General features: G+C 49.3%; 10 protein-coding genes and 1 tRNA gene. 7 read left to right on the top strand and 4 right to left on the bottom strand.

Annotation, left to right across the window (positions count from 1 at the left end):
* Window positions 1-143: 143 nt before the first annotated feature.
* Window positions 144-731 carry a sigma-70 family RNA polymerase sigma factor gene (locus VMF88_13480; GenBank protein HTY12066.1) on the bottom strand — a complete coding sequence of 196 codons (588 nt, stop codon included), beginning with the start codon at window positions 729-731 and terminating at the stop codon, window positions 144-146.
* Window positions 732-1,709: 978 nt separating this feature from the next.
* Here VMF88_13480 and VMF88_13475 point away from each other — a divergent pair.
* The 4 genes from VMF88_13475 (at window position 1,710) to VMF88_13460 (ending at window position 7,816) form a co-directional block, all read left to right on the top strand.
* Window positions 1,710-2,282 (top strand): TetR/AcrR family transcriptional regulator, encoded by a 573-nt coding sequence (locus VMF88_13475; GenBank protein ID HTY12065.1) that lies wholly within the window; start codon window positions 1,710-1,712, stop codon window positions 2,280-2,282.
* A 55-nt stretch (window positions 2,283-2,337) separates the two neighbouring features.
* Window positions 2,338-3,375 carry an efflux RND transporter periplasmic adaptor subunit gene (locus VMF88_13470; GenBank protein HTY12064.1) on the top strand — a complete coding sequence of 346 codons (1,038 nt, stop codon included), beginning with the start codon at window positions 2,338-2,340 and terminating at the stop codon, window positions 3,373-3,375.
* On the top strand, window positions 3,375-6,479 hold the full coding sequence (locus VMF88_13465) for an efflux RND transporter permease subunit (protein ID HTY12063.1): 3,105 nt from the start codon (window positions 3,375-3,377) through the stop codon (window positions 6,477-6,479). The genes VMF88_13470 and VMF88_13465 overlap by 1 nt, the downstream gene beginning before the upstream one ends.
* Window positions 6,480-6,547: 68 nt before the next feature.
* Window positions 6,548-7,816: a TolC family protein gene (locus tag VMF88_13460; protein HTY12062.1), complete on the top strand. Its 1,269-nt coding sequence runs from the start codon at window positions 6,548-6,550 to the stop codon at window positions 7,814-7,816.
* A gap of 84 nt (window positions 7,817-7,900) precedes the next feature.
* Here the strand turns inward: VMF88_13460 and VMF88_13455 are convergent.
* Window positions 7,901-7,974: transfer RNA gene (locus tag VMF88_13455), tRNA-Met, on the bottom strand.
* 336 nt (window positions 7,975-8,310) lie between these two features.
* A complete protein-coding gene (locus VMF88_13450) occupies window positions 8,311-9,879 on the bottom strand; it encodes a T9SS type A sorting domain-containing protein (GenBank protein ID HTY12061.1) in 1,569 nt (522 codons plus the stop codon).
* A gap of 1,132 nt (window positions 9,880-11,011) precedes the next feature.
* Here VMF88_13450 and VMF88_13445 point away from each other — a divergent pair.
* Together VMF88_13445 and VMF88_13440 are read left to right on the top strand one after the other, a co-directional pair.
* Complete coding sequence (locus VMF88_13445; GenBank protein ID HTY12060.1) at window positions 11,012-12,796, top strand: hypothetical protein; 1,785 nt, start codon at window positions 11,012-11,014, stop codon at window positions 12,794-12,796.
* Between the two features lie 252 nt (window positions 12,797-13,048).
* Window positions 13,049-14,536: a B12-binding domain-containing radical SAM protein gene (locus tag VMF88_13440; GenBank protein ID HTY12059.1), complete on the top strand. Its 1,488-nt coding sequence runs from the start codon at window positions 13,049-13,051 to the stop codon at window positions 14,534-14,536.
* An 82-nt stretch (window positions 14,537-14,618) separates the two neighbouring features.
* Here the strand turns inward: VMF88_13440 and VMF88_13435 are convergent, their stop codons facing one another.
* The gene (locus tag VMF88_13435; protein HTY12058.1) at window positions 14,619-14,819 is read right to left on the bottom strand and encodes a cold-shock protein; all 201 of its coding nucleotides are present in this window, start codon (window positions 14,817-14,819) and stop codon (window positions 14,619-14,621) included.
* 602 nt (window positions 14,820-15,421) lie between these two features.
* Here VMF88_13435 and VMF88_13430 point away from each other — a divergent pair.
* A complete protein-coding gene (locus VMF88_13430; protein ID HTY12057.1) occupies window positions 15,422-16,978 on the top strand; it encodes a DEAD/DEAH box helicase in 1,557 nt (518 codons plus the stop codon).
* Window positions 16,979-17,182: the final 204 nt, after the last annotated feature.

Below are 17,182 nucleotides of genomic sequence, written 5' to 3'. Positions count from 1 at the left end.
TAGAAATCTCCTGCAGAACTCACAGACGAAAAGATGGAGGTATAAATGAATGGTTTCGGCAAAGGTGAGAGCGTTTTCCTCTCTCTTCGACATCAGGAATGTTGCCTTTGTGCAGGGAATAATTTCCATACAATCATCTATCCTTACGAGTTGATCCAATTCTTTTCGATGCATTGTCTGATCTGAAGTTTGGACCGGTGCATGATGACCCAATAGTTAGACGCAGTGAGCTCCAATTGCTTACAGATCTCCTCAGATTTCATTTCATCAAGATACTTTGAAACAAACACCAACCGTCCATGATCCGAGAGCTTTGATAGGCACTTCTGGAGGATCTCGAGAAACTCTTTCGAGCGGAGAATCTGGTATCCGCTTGCATTCCAGCTCACCGGTCCGGCTGACGACTTCCATTCTCCTTCTTCATCGAAATATTTGTCAAGTTCAGATGTTCCATCCTCGTCAACGAGCGGAACGGATTGGCCTTTGGCGCTTTTCCTGTAGTGATCGATGATCTTATTCTTAAGAATTGATATGAGCCATGTTTTCTGAGAACTTTCGCCTCTGAAAGATCCAAGGTTCTGCAACGCCGAAAGAAATGTTTCCTGAACGAGATCCTTTGCCGTTTCCCTGTCGCTGACGCGAACACAAGCAAATTTGAAGAGGGCGTCGGAGTATTCTTCAATCCAATGGGTTTGCGCATGAGCAGGTAATTTTTTCGCTTTTTCAGGCATAGATGCTCGAAGAACTTGAACACTTTCAGCAAACAATATGGAAAATATACCTGAAATTGGTGAAGAAACAAAAGAACTCGCAGAGAAAATCTGCAAATGTGATAACCCGACAAATATACAGCTGGGCGATTTCAACGGGGCTTACTCATCTTTAAAATCCACCCATCGCATATCCGTTTTAACTTCTTCTTTCTGATCGCACGCGACCAACTACGATTTGAGCGAGGATAGGCGTATTTTTCTATACAGCTGCAGCTGTTGGTTGGAGACATCAAAGGGAATTCGCGATGAGGTCAAACATTTTTTGCAGGATATTGGGACGGAGAATAAGGTTTTGCCGCCGAGACGAAAACGGAGTGTCTCTATGCACTTCGTAAGGATGTGAAAGTGAGTCGCAACGAAAAAAGTGCAATGCTGGGTGTAATAAGTCCCGACTGTTCACCCGATATCAAGGAAATCGAGCAAGAAGCTAAAAAAGAAACTGCCCAGGATAGACCCGGGCAGCAGTGTAATAGTGAAGTAGCGGGGGAGGCTCTCAGGATGAACTCAGCAAACAATTTCTACGAATCTTCACCGCTCCGTTTGCAGATTTCAGAAGACAGTATGCAAAAACAAACGAACAATCGTAACAGTAACAGAATCGTAACGGCGACAAAGGCTTGCGCTCGTGAGAGTTGCATGTCTGAGTTGCTGCTACAATTTTCACAGTTCGCATTTCCGAATAGCTAACCTGTAGCGTCAAATAGTATTTTGTCGGCGTTAGTTTTTTTTGAAAAAAGGATTATAGGATTCTTCAACCCATCTGTTGCACAAAATATCGATTGGACGTATTGGATCTGATCGGGGTACCAACGGGATACCAATGCATTCATCGGAGCTCCTTTCTTAATTTTCGTTCATAATCAATAAGTACTTGACTTTCCATGAGACCTTTGCTACTATTAGACCATAAAACGAAATCAGTCTAATAGGCCAAAAATGAATAAAGACGATATTGTAAGAGCAGAAATTCTACAAGCTGCTGAACGTGTGTTCCAAAAATGGGGAAACAATAAAACTACAATGGAAGATATTGCCCGCGAAGCAGGTAAGGGAAAGAGTACACTTTATTACTATTACGAGAGCAAAGAAGAAATATTTGATGCCGTAGTTATTGTTGAATTCGAAAAAATCCTTCAAAAGGCGAAAGAATTATCGCAAGGGGCTGAAACAGCAAAAGAAAAGTTGATTACCTATATCGTTGAATCAATCAAAGAAATGAAAAACAGGATCAGCGCGTACACAATCATCCGGGAAGAAATCAGACAGAATAAGAATTTCATCGGTAAGCTGAGAGAGATGTTTGACGCAAGAGAAGAAAAATATATCAAGGAAATATTGACGTTCGGCTTGGAAAACAAAGAGTTCACATTTATTAATAGAAGTGAAGTAGCGATTTCTGCAAAGACAATCACAGGAATGATGCACGCACTTGAACTTTACTTATTATTGGAAAATGACGATACCGCTCAGATTGACATTGCTGCTCGGTTTATTGCAAACGGACTTTGATTTTTTTTTATCATTTATTCGACCAAAATACGATAATAGTCTAAAGGACTACGATATGAAAAATGAAATGAACCTCCTTGTTTTCTCACTTCTTGGAGTAGTGTTTTCGCTGTGGAGTTGTTCCAGCAATGCAGGCAATCAGAATGATCTTGCCATCAAGGTCCGAGTAGAAAAAATAAAACCCGTCGACGTAAACCAGGAGCTTGCATACAGCGGCACCATAGAAGAATCCGAGACGATACCGCTTAGCTTTTCATCGGTGGGAACGGTGTCAAAAGTATTTGTCTCCGAAGGTGCGATGGTAAAGAGGGGACAACTCCTTGCTACACTGGACAATGCGACGTATCAAAATACTTATGCTATGATGCAAGCGAGCCAGCTGCAGGCAGAGGACGCCTACAACCGCTTAACACCGATGCACAAGAACGGCAATTTGCCGGATGTGAAATACGTAGAAGTAGAAACCGGCGTGCAAAAAGCAAAGGCTGGAGCAGCAATTGCCAAAAAGACCTTGGACGACTGCAGTCTCTATGCAACAAGTGACGGCTACATCGGCAGACGATCGATCGAACCGGGAATGACCGCTATGCCGAATCTCACATCGATCACGATTGTAAAGATCAACAAAGTCTTTGCCCGAGTCGCCGTTGCAGAAGATGAAATTTCTCTGATCCAAAAGGGGCAGAAAGCAAATATCACAATCGGTGCATTGGGATCCACACACTTTACCGGCGTAGTGGAACAAGTCGGCGTTGTCGCGGAACCAATTGCGCACACCTATAAGATCAAAATCGCAATTGAGAATAGCGATCGTGCAATAAAACCCGGGATGATTTGCACTGCCACCATCGAGAGTCCAAGCATGCCGCATGGCGTGGCTGTTCCAAGCAGAGCTGTTATGATCGATGAAACGGGAAAGAATTTTGTATACGTCGTTTCATCAGAGAATAGAGCAATGCGGGAATATATTGCAACCGGTCAGTTGCTGAATAGCGGTATTGAAGTGCTTGAAGGATTGAAAATGAACGATCCGGTCGTTGTGGAAGGTCAGCATAAACTCACTGATGAAGCCTTTGTCGAAATTGTGAATTAATGGAAAATGAAAAGTACATGAATATGGAAAAGAAACATACATTGCTCGAAATGCTTCTGCGGTACAAACAAGTGCTGTATATATTTACTGTCGTTGCCGTTCTTGTGGGAGTGGCGGCCCTTTTCATGATGCCGCGCGATGAATATCCGGAATTTACGGTACCAATGGGTCTCATTGTTGGCGTGTTCCCTGGTGCTTCTTCTCAACAGGTGGAAGAACAATTGACAACAAAAGTGGAGAATTATCTTTTCCAGTATAAGTCGGTTGATCGCTCAAAGACCTATTCCGTCTCCAAAGAGAACGTCATGCTCATCTACGTTCAGGTATCAGAAGCTGAAAGGGATAAGGATAGATTTTGGGCAAAATTGCGTCTTGGTTTGACCGATTTGAAAGCAGAACTGCCCGCCGGTGTGACTTCTTTGACAGCGGACAATGATTTCGGCAGTACGTCTGCCCTGCTGCTTGCTGTCCAGTCGGAGACGAAAACCTATAAAGAACTTGAACATTATATCACACTCTTTGAAGAGGATGTCCGCAAAGTGCCGTCGGTTTCAAAGGTGAAGCACTATGGACTGCAAAAAGAGCAGATCAGTGTATATATGGATGATGCCAAGCTTGCGAATTATGGCATAAAACCCATCCAAGTTCTTGCCGCTCTTAAACCACAAAGCGCGGTGAACTATGTTGGAGAGCTTGATGACGGAAAATATGTACATCCGATCCATATTTCCTCAAACCTCAAAGCCGAACAGGATGTAGCCAGTCAGATTGTTTATTCCGACCCACAGGGCAATGTTGTACGCATCAAGGATATTGCAAAAGTAATTCGTGAATATGTAGATATGGATTCTTATATCCGTGTCAACGGAAAGAAATGCCTGCTTGTTTCGCTTGAAATGAAATCAGGGGAAAATGTCGTCCGTTTTGGTGATGAAGTACAAAAAGCCATCGATAAGATCTCTGTCTTGCTTCCGCCTGATATAAAGATCATCACTATTTCCGATATCCCCAACGTTGTTTCGAAATCCATTGCAAATTTTCTCAAAGAATTTGCCATTGCGATGATAGCGGTATTATTGGTCACCATTCTCCTGCTTCCGATAAGGATTGCCCGTATTGCGGCAATGTCCATTCCAGCTTCTATTCTAACAGCGATCGGGATTATGTGGGCGAGTGGTATGGAGCTGCAAACCGTTTCGCTTGCCGGCTTAATTATTGTACTTGGCATCACCGTGGATGATGCCATCGTTATAGTCGATAATTATATAGAGAAACTGGACCATGGTATGGCCCCGTTTGATGCAGGAACAAAAAGCGTGACACAACTCTTCAGTTCTGTGCTTTCCGCTACGCTTATCATCATCGTGTGTTTTCTGCCGATGCCGATATTTATGAGCGGTACTGCCGGCGATTTTATTAAATCACTTCCGATAACCATTGTCTCTGCACTGCTCATATCATTGCTCATATCAGTCTCTATCATACCATTGTTAAGTTACACGTTCATTAAAACAGGTGTAAAAGATAATTCATCAACAAAAGAGAAACCCACATTCCTCGACAGACTTCAACTATTCTATAACGGTGCCCTAGAGGAAGCATTTAAAAGAAAGAAACTGGTCGTCTTTGCGGGTTGTTTTTCGTTCATCATCGGACTCGTTTTGCTTGCGATCACTCCACAGCAATCATTTCCCAAAATAGAAAGGAATCAATTTGCAGTGGAAGTATTTCTGCCCACCGGAAGTTCTTTGCGGAAAACAGATTCGGTCATGACAGATCTTGAAAGGATACTTCAAAAGGATTCGCGCGTTCGGGATGTAGCGTCATTCGTTGGAACAAGCTCGCCTCGTTTTAATGCTCTCTATGCGCCTCACTTTCCTGCAAAAAATTATGGCCAATTAATTGTGGTAACGGAATCGAACAAGGCTACCGTTGAGATTCTTGACGAATACAGCAAGAAATTAGAAGGTAAATATCCACTTGCCAATATAAAATGGGTGCAATTGGCGTTCGAAACATTCAAGGCTCCCATCGAGATCCGTATTTCGGGTGATAGCATACAGACCATCAAACAGACTGCAAATCGTGTTTTTGATATTGTGCGCCAATTCAAGGATATCGAATTCGTACGCACCGATTATGAACAGCCTCTGCAATCCGCCGATCTGGTTGTAAAGAAAGATGAGGCAACGCGTCTTGGCTATTCGAATTCGCTTCTGGCTTATTCGTTGATGGTTGGCACAAGAGGATTCCCGATCACGACAGTATGGGAAGGAGATTATCCCGTCGACGTGATATTGAAAATCGATAAAAAGACCAAATCCAGGCCCAGTGATATCATGAATCAATATGTGACCTCTCCATTTATGTTCTCCTCTGTTCCGGTCCGTCAGTTGGCAACGATAAAGCCGGGGTGGACAGAAGGAGGGATTGTACGGCGTAACGGAGTACGGACCATAACCGTTCTTGCGGAAATAAAAAGAGGATTACTCGCTGCGCCGATATTTAATAAAATCAAACCTCTCGTCGATAACATGGACATGCCTTCCGGCATTTCTATCGAATACGGTGGTGATCATCAAATGAGCGACGAGAATATTACGCCGATGTACAATTCACTTATAGTAAGTATCATCTTGATCTTCCTTATCCTCATGTTTCAGTTCAAGAACATCAAAACAACGCTTTTGATCATGGTGACGCTTCCGTTAAGCGTTTTTGGCGCCGCGATAGGAATATTTCTAACGGGATATCCTTTCGGAACAACAGCTTTCATCGGGTTGATCGGTCTATTTGGAATCGTTGTCCGAAATGGCGTAATATTTGTTTCGTATGCAGAGGAACTTCGTCATGAACACGGCCACACGTTGGAAGAAGCGGCAATCTCAGCGGGGAAAAGAAGAATGCGTCCGATATTTCTTACGTCAGCCGCTGCCGCAGTAGGCGTTATTCCGATGATTGCAAGTGGTTCTTCGCTGTGGGGACCGCTTGGTACTGTAGTATGTTTCGGGCTACTCTTTGCACTGGTGCTCTCGCTGCTGGTATTGCCCGTGTTGTACTATTTGTTCCATATAAAAGATTTTGAAGAAAGCGAGGCAATGTGAAAAAATATATTACAATCTGCCTGATATGGATCTGTGCGTTCCCTGTTTTTGCGCAGCGAGCACTGACGTTGGAAGAAAGCAAACAGCTCGCGCTGCAGAATAATGCCAAGGTGAAGAATGGCGAGCTGGAATTAGAGGCCGCACAGCAGACACGCAAGGCAGCATTCACCAAATTTTTTCCATCGATCAATGCCAGCGGTGCAATGTTCGGAGCGAAAGAGAACCTGATGGAGATTTCGACTCAAGGAGGAAACCTCCCCGTCTATGACGGAAATCCTGCAAGGCTCTTAACTGCAGCACAGTTTGCATATATGCCGGCTTCAACGATGGGATTACTGAAGTCTGGAACGTTTGGCTTGGTGTCAGCGGTGCAGCCGATCTTTGCCGGCGGCAGAATTTGGAATGGCAATCGGCTCGCATCGTTGGGCGAAGATGTGAGCGAATACAAGAATCGACTTGCGCAGAACGAAGTACTGTTAAGGACGGAAGAGCAATACTGGCTTTTGGTTTCGCTGAATGAAAAGACAAGGACCGTACAACGCTACGAAGAATTGCTGAACAGTTTGCTGGCACAGGTGGAAGATGCGTACGCATCCGGACTTGTTACGAAGAACGACATGCTCAAAGTAGAAGTGAAACGGAGCGAAGTGCTTCTCAATAAATCAAAGCTAGAAAACGGGCGGAGGCTTGCGATGATGGCGTTTTGCCAGCATATCGGCATCCCCTACGATTCATCGTTAGTGCTCACAGATTCCTTAACGCTCGAAGGATCTCCGGAATCGTATTACGTGGAAAATACTGAGGCGCTGAAAAACAGATCGGAGTACCAGTTGCTACAAGCTTCTGTGCACGCGGAAGAATTACAGAGCGATATGAAACTCGGCGAGTATCTTCCGCAGGCCGGGATCGGCATCGGCGAATTGTATATGAAAATGGATGAGAACAAAGACAGATCGTTGGGGATGGTTTTTGGCACGGTTTCCATTCCAATCTCTGGTTGGTGGGAAGCATCGTACACATTGCAGGAACGGAATATCAAAGAAAGGATTGCCAAGAACTCAATGAAGGATAATTCGGAATTGCTGCTCCTGCAGATGCAAAAAGCATGGCAGGACTTCATCGATGCCCGAAAACAAGTTTTGTTAAGCGAAGAGGCGAACACCCAGGCTGACGAGAATCTAAAAGTGAACCAGGACAGCTATAACAATGGTATGAGTAATCTTTCTGATTTGCTGGAAGCACAGGCACTCCAGCAACAAACAAATGAGCAGGTTATAGAAGCAAAGGTAGGTTATAGGAACAAACAAACAGCCTATTTGCAGATAACGGGGAGATAATTGTCTGCACAACTTTGAGAGCGCGGGTTTGAAGCAGGTGATGAAAAAAAAGAGGCCGACTCTTTTCAGAATCGGCCTTTCCAGTAGCGGGGGAGGGATTCGAACCCACGACCTACGGATTATGATTCCGACGCTCTAACCAGCTGAGCTACCCCGCCGCTTGAAACTTTGATTCTGGTGGCAGCGAAGTCCTGACGTTTTTTGTCGGGACTGAGCTACCCCGCCGCTTGAGATTTTGATACCGGTGGCAGCGAAGTCCTGACGTTCTTTGTCAGGACTGAGCTACCCCGCCTTGAATAGATGAAAACGGAAAAATGAAATGCCAAGAAGATCTGTGAAGCTTCACGAGCAAAAGGTCATGAACTTCTACACCAATATAAAAAAAACTTCTCATCTCTGCAATTGCAATTTGTGGCTGATGGTGAAGCGATTTGGAAGAGTGCAATAAGAAAGCCCGGCATTATCCCGGGCTTTAATGATCACTATGGTACTGATTACTTCACCAGCATCATCTTCTTCACCTGCGTCCTGCCATTAAACTCCAGCCGTGAAAAATATATGCCGCTTGCGAGACGGGAGGCATCGAACGTCGCCTGGTGGTTTTCTCCTGCGGTCGCGGCGCCATCGAAGAGGGTCGCCACTTCTTCCCCCAGCGCGTTGAAGATCTTCAGCGTCGCCCGCCCGTCGGCCGGGACGGTGAACTGAATGTTCGTCGAAGGATTGAACGGATTCGGATAGTTTTGCCCCAATGCGAAGACATTCGGAGCACCGCCCAGGTTGATCGTGACAGTCTTGGAATAAGTAAATGCTCCGTTCCTGTCGATCTGTTTCAGCCGGTAAGAATATGTTCCCGCCGCTCCGACGTTGTCGGTGAAGGAGTAGTTTTTAGGTGAGTTGGACGTTCCCGACCCGCGAACAAACCCGGCCTTTGTCCAATTGCTGGCTGCTAATTCTTGACCGTTGATCGCACTCTCTCCCCTGTTCTCGGATCTTTGAACCTCAAACCCAGAGTTCTGAACCTCCGTCGCCGTCTTCCAGCTAAGTACTGCATTTCTCTGATTCGCCGCAACGGTGAACGAGACGAGCTCCACCGGCAATGCTGCGACTCCCTGCAGCGATGGGTAACCGCGGTTGACGCCGGGATCGATCGTCCAGACATTCGTAAAATCCCAGCCCGCATCCGTGTATGTGGATTGCATCTTCATCGCGTCCGTGCTGTCCCCCGTCCCTCCCCCAGCACTCACAGATTGGCCGCTCGTTTGCACATTCCAGAATGAATTGCTTACGGTCACGCCGCCCGAGCCCGACGTGTCGCCAACCAAGCCTCCGTCATCGAAACCGCCGGTGACAACCGCGACGGAGTAGCAGTTGGTGATCGAGATGGTTAGTAAGACTTTACCCACCAATCCCCCCGCCCCAACTCCGTTCACCGAACCCAAAGCATAGCTGTTGTCGATGCCCTGATACGTTCCTCCAACGAGCCCACCGACCCATACGCCGCCGCTCACGTGAGCGGCGGAATAACAACCGGTAACGGTCCCGTTGTCGAGGGCGACAAGCCCCCCATCCCACGCTGCAGTTCCAGTGACGGTCCCCGTGCTGTAACAATTCATGATCGTAGCAGCGCTTAGACCAACTAGACCGCCGACATACGCATACCCAGCTATATTGACATCCACCAGACCGAGATTCTTGATCGTTCCACCTTGGGCGAAACCGAAGAGGCCGATAAATGATATATTGTTGAGGATGTAGAGGCTGTCGATCGTGTGCCCCTGGCCGTCGTACGAACCTTGGAATGTGTTCGTTCCATTGCCGATGGGAGTGAAGCCCGTGCCGCAGGCCCAAGTGCTGCTCTCCGCCGCGTCGATGTCCGATGTCTGGATGAAATAACTTGTCCAGGAGCCCATGTTCTGCGTGACCCAATAAAGATTGGGGAGCGAATCGATTTGGTATGGGTTGCCGCAGCTGCCGTCCCCCGCGGGCGCCGCCGCGGTCTGAGAAAATAAGTTAGCTGCGCCAAGGAAAATTAAAAGTGTGCAAATCAGAAAGGCTCTCTTCATGCTTGACCTTCATTTGAGGTGAGTGGATAATGATATTGATAATGAATTATTTCGAGAATGGCGTGAATGCTCCATCCCGTGAACGAAAGAGTGAGATCTCGCTCATGCTATCGTCACCGTTATCCTGAGGAGGAACGTTCCTTGCGACAACGAACGCCGAAGATATTCCATCGGAAGGTTCCTTGCCACTGAACTTCCGCTCCGGAAGAATGTACTATTGCAAGAACCTGCGGGTCACCGTACTGCCCTGACGTGGATTCTTCTGCTAAAGGGATCCCCTTGGGAACTCAGCCTTCTTTTGGAGGACTCCGTTGTGAATGACAAAGGCCGTGACTTCATCCATATCTTGGTCATTGACATTCTTCGGAAGGAACTTTTATAAACTGTCTTCTATTCTCTCTGTTTCCTTGTTCTCATCTCATGAGAATAAGGGAGTCTAGGGATCAGTTTCGTGGATCTCACCGACGCGAGACGCTTGATATGAACATCGATTGAATCGGCAGAAATGCAAATCGGAAGGAAGCAGCCTCAAAATAACAGTGGCACGAAAAAGAATCAAGAAGAAAAAAAATAAAATGGAAGAAAGCACTGAGTGCCGGCGGCGATGATGAAAATCTCAACATATGCCCCGTCTAGCGTTCGAGGCGCCGAATTTAAGGTACGTAACTCACCCGACAGTGTTCCATAACCAAGGGGGCGCGCGGAAACACGAAATCTGGTTGTGCTCCTTTTCCTTACCGGGGTCGTGCCCGGCGGAATCTTTCAAGACCATCCCAATGGGGAGATGGGACCTTCAGGAGGAGGACGGCTACTCAAAATTGCCCGCCCCTTGCAACAAAATAAGTTGGCATCAAAGGGAAAAATCAGTACATTGGCTATACGACTCATGTCTTGTACCTTTGCCGGGTGCCGGTTTCCAGCCCCCTGGATTTCTTCCGATCCTTCACTCCACTGGCAAATGCACGCTATCGCCGTGCGTCTCCGTTCGACCGTGAATCGGACGGCATTCTCCATGTCTGCTCCGGCGGAAATCTGAAAAATTCCGCAGGGAGAGAATAATCCACGCGGTCATTTCTCAACAGCTATCTGGAGTCCAGTGAACAGCTACTATCATTCCTTCCATATCCCTGTTATGGGTACTGGACACTCTGTCGACACACCGATCAGGGTTGCTCCGCTAGGCATTACCTCCGTCATCTCGATCGTCGACGACCTTTTGCTGGAAAGAATCCGTAAACACTACAGTGAAAAGTTCGCTCTTCCGTACGAAAAGATCCCCCGCTATGCTCAGGATGGAAGAGCGCGAAGGATCACGGCGTATCTCGAGACGGTAGCGGAGATCGTGCACAGGAAAATGGATGCGGTGAAATCGCTTCCGTTTTTCGCCGAGAACGACAAGAAGAAATATTTCGACCTCCTGCCGGACGGATCCCATCCCAAAGAAGAGTACGCCAAATTCGTCGGGATGAGCCCTGGACCCGAGCGCGACCGCCTGGAAAAAGACCTGACGAACGCGATGGTGCCGGGGTCCATCGACGTGAACATCATGGTCAAATTGGACCGGATCAATCTCGATAAGCACGGGAAACCGCTGAGTGAGGAATTCAGCGATGCAAAGGCCGCCTTCCGTGGGTATGCCAACAGTACGCTCAGATCCGGCATCGTCCTCTCCGCTGGGATTAACCAGAGCCTTTTCGGCTATATGACCCGGTTCAAGGATTTTTACAGGGATGCAACCGGCGAACTCAAAAAGAAAATAATTTTGAAGGTCACCGATTTTCGGTCGACGCTCGTTCAGGGGAGGTTGCTCGCGAAGAAGGGGCTTGAGGTGTTTGAATTCCGGATCGAATCCGGATTGAATTGCGGCGGACATGCCTTCGCCTCGAACGGCCACCTGCTTCCGAGCCTTTTGAAGGAGTTCAAGGAAAAGCGTGATGAACTCGTCGCGGAATTTCAACCTCTCATACACAAGTACTACGAGGCAATGGGCTGGGAATACCCGAAGGGAATAAAGGCGACGCCGCTCATTACCGTCCAGGGGGGCATTGGGACGAACGGCGAGGCTCGCCGCATGATGGAAGATTTCGGAATGGACCGCACGGGATGGGCGAGCCCGTTTCTCCTCGTCCCCGAAGCAACGTGCGTGGACGATGCAACGCGTGAACTGCTGAGACAGGCCGGAGAAGACGATTTATATCTGAGCGGCTTCTCTCCCCTTGGCGTTCCGTTCAACAACATCCGCCGCAGCGGCTCCGAGATCTCTATCCGGAAAAAGGCGGAAGCGGGAAAACCCGGATCCCCGTGTCCGAAGGGATTTCTGGTATCGAATACTGAGTTTACCACCGTCCCGATCTGCCTTGCTTCGTCGGAATACCAGGATCAGAAGCTGAAGGAACTCGAGGCCTCGCAATTATCCGCCGCGGAAAAAGAAGAAGCGCGAGCCGATATTGTCGACAAGGCCTGTCTGTGCGAGCATCTGGGGAACGGCGCGCTCATAGCGCTCGGAATTGTTGCTGAGTCAAACTCCCCCCAGGCGATCTGTCCGGGCCCGAACATCGCATGGTTCAAGAAACTCTATACCCTGAAAGAGATGGTCGATCATATTTACGGAAGGGGTGAATCGCTCGTTCCGCCGGAGCGGCCGCACATGTTTGCAAAAGAGATAGAGATGTACGTCGACTATTTTGAAAAGGTCGTCCAGCGATGCACCTATACCGAGATGGAAGTCAAGAAGCTGCGTGAGTTCAAAACAAATCTGGAAAACGGGATGGATCTTTGCCTTCGGTTCGCAGAGAAAGTGCCGTACGAAGGAGAGAACCTTGCTTCTATTCCTCGCTGTGTTGAGAAAGAGCGGGCGCGGCTGAACACCATCTTCGCCGAATTCGAGAATGAAATGCTGGTGACCGTGCCTCGGTAGATTGAGCATGAGCCGATCGTCGGACGTCCTTTGAGCATCGGCTTGCTTGTGATAAAAAAGCGTCGCCTGACATCAGACACCCAAGCGTTGGTTGTACCGGACCGGGTCTTTACTTTTATCCGTTGATTGCATACCTTTTCTTCACGCTCCCCGAATTCCCCTTGCCGTCGCGCCCTGGGTCAAATATATCGGACGCGAGCCGCCCCCGAGAAGAATCCCCGGCGCATAACTCCTCAGCACGCGAGCGCCTTTATGAATATCCTCCTTGTCAACCCATATTTTCCTGACACCTTCTGGGGATTCCGGCATGCCCTGAAGTTCGTCTCAAAAAAAGCCGCGTACCCTCCGCTCGGACTTCTTACCGTCGCAGCTATGCTTCCATCCGCATGGACCAAACGGCTCGTGGATATGAACACGGGCGAACTGCGGGATACCGATCTCCTGTGGGCGGACTATGTCTTTCTTGGAGGAATGTCGATCCAGGCAAATTCGGTCAAGGAAGTCATCGTACGCTGCAAGACGCTCAAGAAAAAAGTTGTAGCCGGCGGTCCCCTCTTCACTGCCCGGGCATCCGAGTTTGGCGACGTGGATCATCTCGTCCTGAACGAAGCGGAGATCACGCTCCCCGAATTCCTTGAGGATCTTGCCCTCGGGTCGCCGCGGCACGAGTACCGAACGGATCGCTGGGCCGACGTAACGACGACACCTGCCCCCCTGTGGCATCTGCTCAACACGCGGCGATACGGTTCAATGAACATTCAGTATTCCCGGGGATGTCCGTACGACTGCGAGTTTTGCGATATCACGGTCCTTTACGGACGCGTTCCAAGGACGAAGGCGAAGAATCAGCTCGTGGCCGAATTGGATGGTCTTTACGGGTCAGGGTGGAGGGGAGGGGTCTTCTTCGTGGACGACAACTTCATCGGGAACAGAAACAAGCTGAAGAACGAAATTCTTCCCGCCGTTATCCGATGGATGGAAGGGAAGAATTATCCTTTCATCTTCAACACCGAGGTCTCCATCAATCTCTCGGACGACGATGAGTTGATGCGGCTGATGGCGAAGGCAGGTTTTCATACGGTCTTCGTCGGAATAGAATCGCCGCACCCCGCCAGTCTGGAAGAGTGCAGGAAGATCCCAAACAAGAACCGCGACCTGATCTCTTCAGTGAAGAGACTCCAGAAAGGCGGATTTCAGGTGCAGGGGGGATTTATCGTGGGGTTCGACAGCGATCCGGATTCCATCTTCCAGAAGGTGATCGACTTCGTACAGGAAAGCGGCATCGTCACGGCGATGGTGGGACTTCTCAACGCTCCCGTCGGCACCCGGCTGTACAACCGGTTACGCAGGGAGGGGAGGCTTTTGACGACGATGAGCGGCGACAATACCGACTTCTCGATGAACTTCATTCCGCAGATGAACCGGGAAGCCTTGCTGAAGGGGTATCGGTATCTGCTCGAGCACATCTACGCACCGAAGCCGTATTATACGAGAGTGCGAAATTTCTTGCGCTCGTACACGCCGCCGAAATTTGCCCGGCTGCCGATCTCTCCACGGGACATCAGGGCGCTTCTCTCCTCGACGTTCCTCCTGGGGATCGCCGGCAAAGAGAGATTTCATTTCTGGAAGCTCTTCTTCTGGTCCCTCTGCACCCGTCCGCGAATGTTCCCCATGGCGATTACGTTCTCCATTTACGGATATCACTTCCGCCGTATTCTTGACCTCTATACCACGGGATAAGGCACTCCCGCTTCAGTAGATCTGGTACAAAAAAAATCCCGCCACGAAGGCGGGATTTTTTTTCTCAGAGTCGGTCAATGACTCATTCAACGGTCACGTTCGTGGCCTGGAATCCTTTCGGACCCTTCTCGACGTCGAACTGGACCTTATCGCCTTCATTCAGCGATTTGTATCCGTTCCCGACGATTGCATTGAAATGGACGAAAACATCATCGCCCGTTCCGCGCGAGATGAATCCGAATCCTTTGGTTGCGTTAAACCATTTGACGGTTCCTTTTTCCATGGAACTAACTCTTTCTATATACGTGTACCCCAACGGACCGTTGGGTAAGGTGTACGCCGAACATTCCATCTCTTGTGAAGCGCTAATTCGGCGTCGCAATCTTGGAAGGATTCGAACGATTCGTCAGCAGATCTCTAAAGCTCCCAGCGGGAGAAACAGGCGGTGTACTGTTATTGGTATTGTTAATATACATCAATGAATCGAGATATCCTAGTGATCTCGCAGTTATTTTTTTTCCATAAAAGGGGGCCGGGAAGAGTTGACGGAGGGGAATTTTCACCCTTTTCAATCAATACAACCAAGTGATCAATTATTGATTAGGATATCATAATAGATATGCGTATATTATTACCAGCCGCAAGTAGCGGCCGACCGCATCCGTGCAGCATTGCATCGGGAAGCGGACATTTGAGACTCGCTCTCCGATGATACGAAGCTAGAGGCAGCCCGGATAACTTCGGTCCCCCGCAAGCCAGCGGGGTTCCCCCAGTGTAAACCCTCCGCGCAGCGCAGAGCGCGCATCCGCAGTAGGCGGACGTCAGATCTTCTGCTAGTTCCCATTGTTTCCAGCGTGTTTCTTCATTTATTTGTAAGGATTTATTATGTCATTTTCTAAACTTGGTCTTGCCGACCAACTCGTGCAGGGTATTCTCGCTACGGGATACACTGCCCCCACAGCGATACAAGAGCGGGCGATTCCGCTGGCGGTCGCCGGCCGCGACATCATCGGCTGCGCAAAAACGGGAACGGGCAAAACGGCGGCCTTCGTGCTGCCAATGCTCAACCATTTTCTGACACATTCCCACCACAAAGGGCATCAGACCCGCGGGCTGATCGTGACCCCGACACGCGAACTTGCACAGCAGGTCGAGGAATCTGTCGTCGGTTACGGACGGTTTGCTCCTTTCCAGAGCCTTGCCATTTTCGGCGGCGTAAACATGGAGAACCAGATCAAACGGCTCGCGCGCGGGATTGACATTGTCGTTGCGACCCCGGGACGGCTGCTCGACCATCTCAACCGGGGAACGATTGACCTGTCGCATGTCGAGATCTTGGTCCTCGACGAAGCCGACCGGATGTTCGACATGGGGTTCATCAAGGACATCCGAAAGATCATTGCACGCCTCCCGGTGAAGCGTCAGACCCTGCTCTTTTCCGCCACCATGTCCGCAGAGGTGAGGAAGCTGGTCGCATCGATCCAATCCAATCCGGAGCTGATCGAGATCGGCGAGCTGCGGAAGCCGGTCGAGGCTGTGAAGCAGGTGTTTTATTCTATTCCACAGGAAGCGAAGATCGACCTTCTCCTTCATATCCTCCAGACTCAGGAGCTGGACAGCGTCCTTATCTTCTCACGGACAAAGCACGGCGCCGATAAGATCCAGAGGAAACTCGAGCGGGCCGGGGTCAATGCCGTGGCGATCCACTCCAACCGCACTCAGGCCCAGCGCCAGCGTGCCCTTGCGGGGTTCAAACAGGGACACTTCAAGGTGATGGTGGCGACGGATATCGCGGCGCGCGGAATTGATGTGGACGGGATCTCCCATGTGGTGAATTTTGACACTCCCACGTTCGCAGAGGATTATATCCATCGCATAGGACGAACCGGCCGCGCCTCCTCTACCGGCGATGCGATCACTTTTGTTTCGAATGGGGAACAAAAATTCCTGAAGAGCATCGAGCGGTATGTCGGAGACAAGGCCAACTTGCACCGCTATCCGGGATTCGACTATTCGGCAAAGCCGGCGACCGAGGAACGCGCCGCTCATGGTCATGACGGCCACGGACAAAAAGAACGGACGGACGGACGGCACGACGACCGCCGGAATCGTTATCCGAACGATCGCTCCGGGAGACCATCCCGCGAAGAACGGGGAAGCGGTCATCCTGCAGGAAGGCCTCGCGGAGAACGGAGCGGTAAGTGGGGGCATTCGCAGCAACGCGACCATCACCGGAACAACAGCTCCGATCAGCCAAAGGACGGATCCGTCCCGGAGAATCGCCGGCATGAAAGAACACACGCGACCGCCGTACCCCGTCATCCGAAACCCTCCCAAACACTTTCCGAAGAAAGAGACTGGAGAAAGTTGGTGGCCTCTACGGAGGAGAGCGGAAAATTTCGAAAGAAATTGAAGAAGCTGTTCCTTCGCAAAAAGGCGTGACGGGGTGGCGATCCGTCAGGGCGCATGGAGAAATCCATCGCGCCCTTTTTTATTTCAGGGGATCAGTTCAATCTCTTCGTCACTATCGGAACGCACGACGCTCCTCGTTTCTCTCCCAATCAGATAACTCTGTAAACTCCAATGAGTTCCTTATCACCGCCAAGCACGAGCCAGCCTTGAAGATCTGAGGCGGCGGTTGCCATT

This window comes from Bacteroidota bacterium (assembly GCA_035506275.1).
Classification (GTDB): Bacteria; Bacteroidota; Ignavibacteria; order UBA10030; family UBA8401; genus JAGVPT01.
The sequence above is the reverse complement of the archived record's forward strand: the minus strand, read 5'-3'. Positions and strand labels throughout refer to the sequence as shown.

Bases quoted from the DNA above. Each gene is read 5' to 3' on its own strand.
- VMF88_13480 (HTY12066.1), bottom strand. From the start codon at position 731: ATGCCTGAAAAAGCGAAAAAATTACCTGCTCATGCGCAAACCCATTGG.
- VMF88_13475 (HTY12065.1), top strand. From the start codon at position 1,710: ATGAATAAAGACGATATTGTAAGAGCAGAAATTCTACAAGCTGCTGAA.
- VMF88_13470 (HTY12064.1), top strand. From the start codon at position 2,338: ATGAAAAATGAAATGAACCTCCTTGTTTTCTCACTTCTTGGAGTAGTG.
- VMF88_13465 (HTY12063.1), top strand. From the start codon at position 3,375: ATGGAAAATGAAAAGTACATGAATATGGAAAAGAAACATACATTGCTC.
- VMF88_13450 (HTY12061.1), bottom strand. From the start codon at position 9,879: ATGAAGAGAGCCTTTCTGATTTGCACACTTTTAATTTTCCTTGGCGCA.
- VMF88_13445 (HTY12060.1), top strand. From the start codon at position 11,012: ATGGGTACTGGACACTCTGTCGACACACCGATCAGGGTTGCTCCGCTA.
- VMF88_13440 (HTY12059.1), top strand. From the start codon at position 13,049: ATGAATATCCTCCTTGTCAACCCATATTTTCCTGACACCTTCTGGGGA.
- VMF88_13435 (HTY12058.1), bottom strand. From the start codon at position 14,819: ATGGAAAAAGGAACCGTCAAATGGTTTAACGCAACCAAAGGATTCGGA.
- VMF88_13430 (HTY12057.1), top strand. From the start codon at position 15,422: ATGTCATTTTCTAAACTTGGTCTTGCCGACCAACTCGTGCAGGGTATT.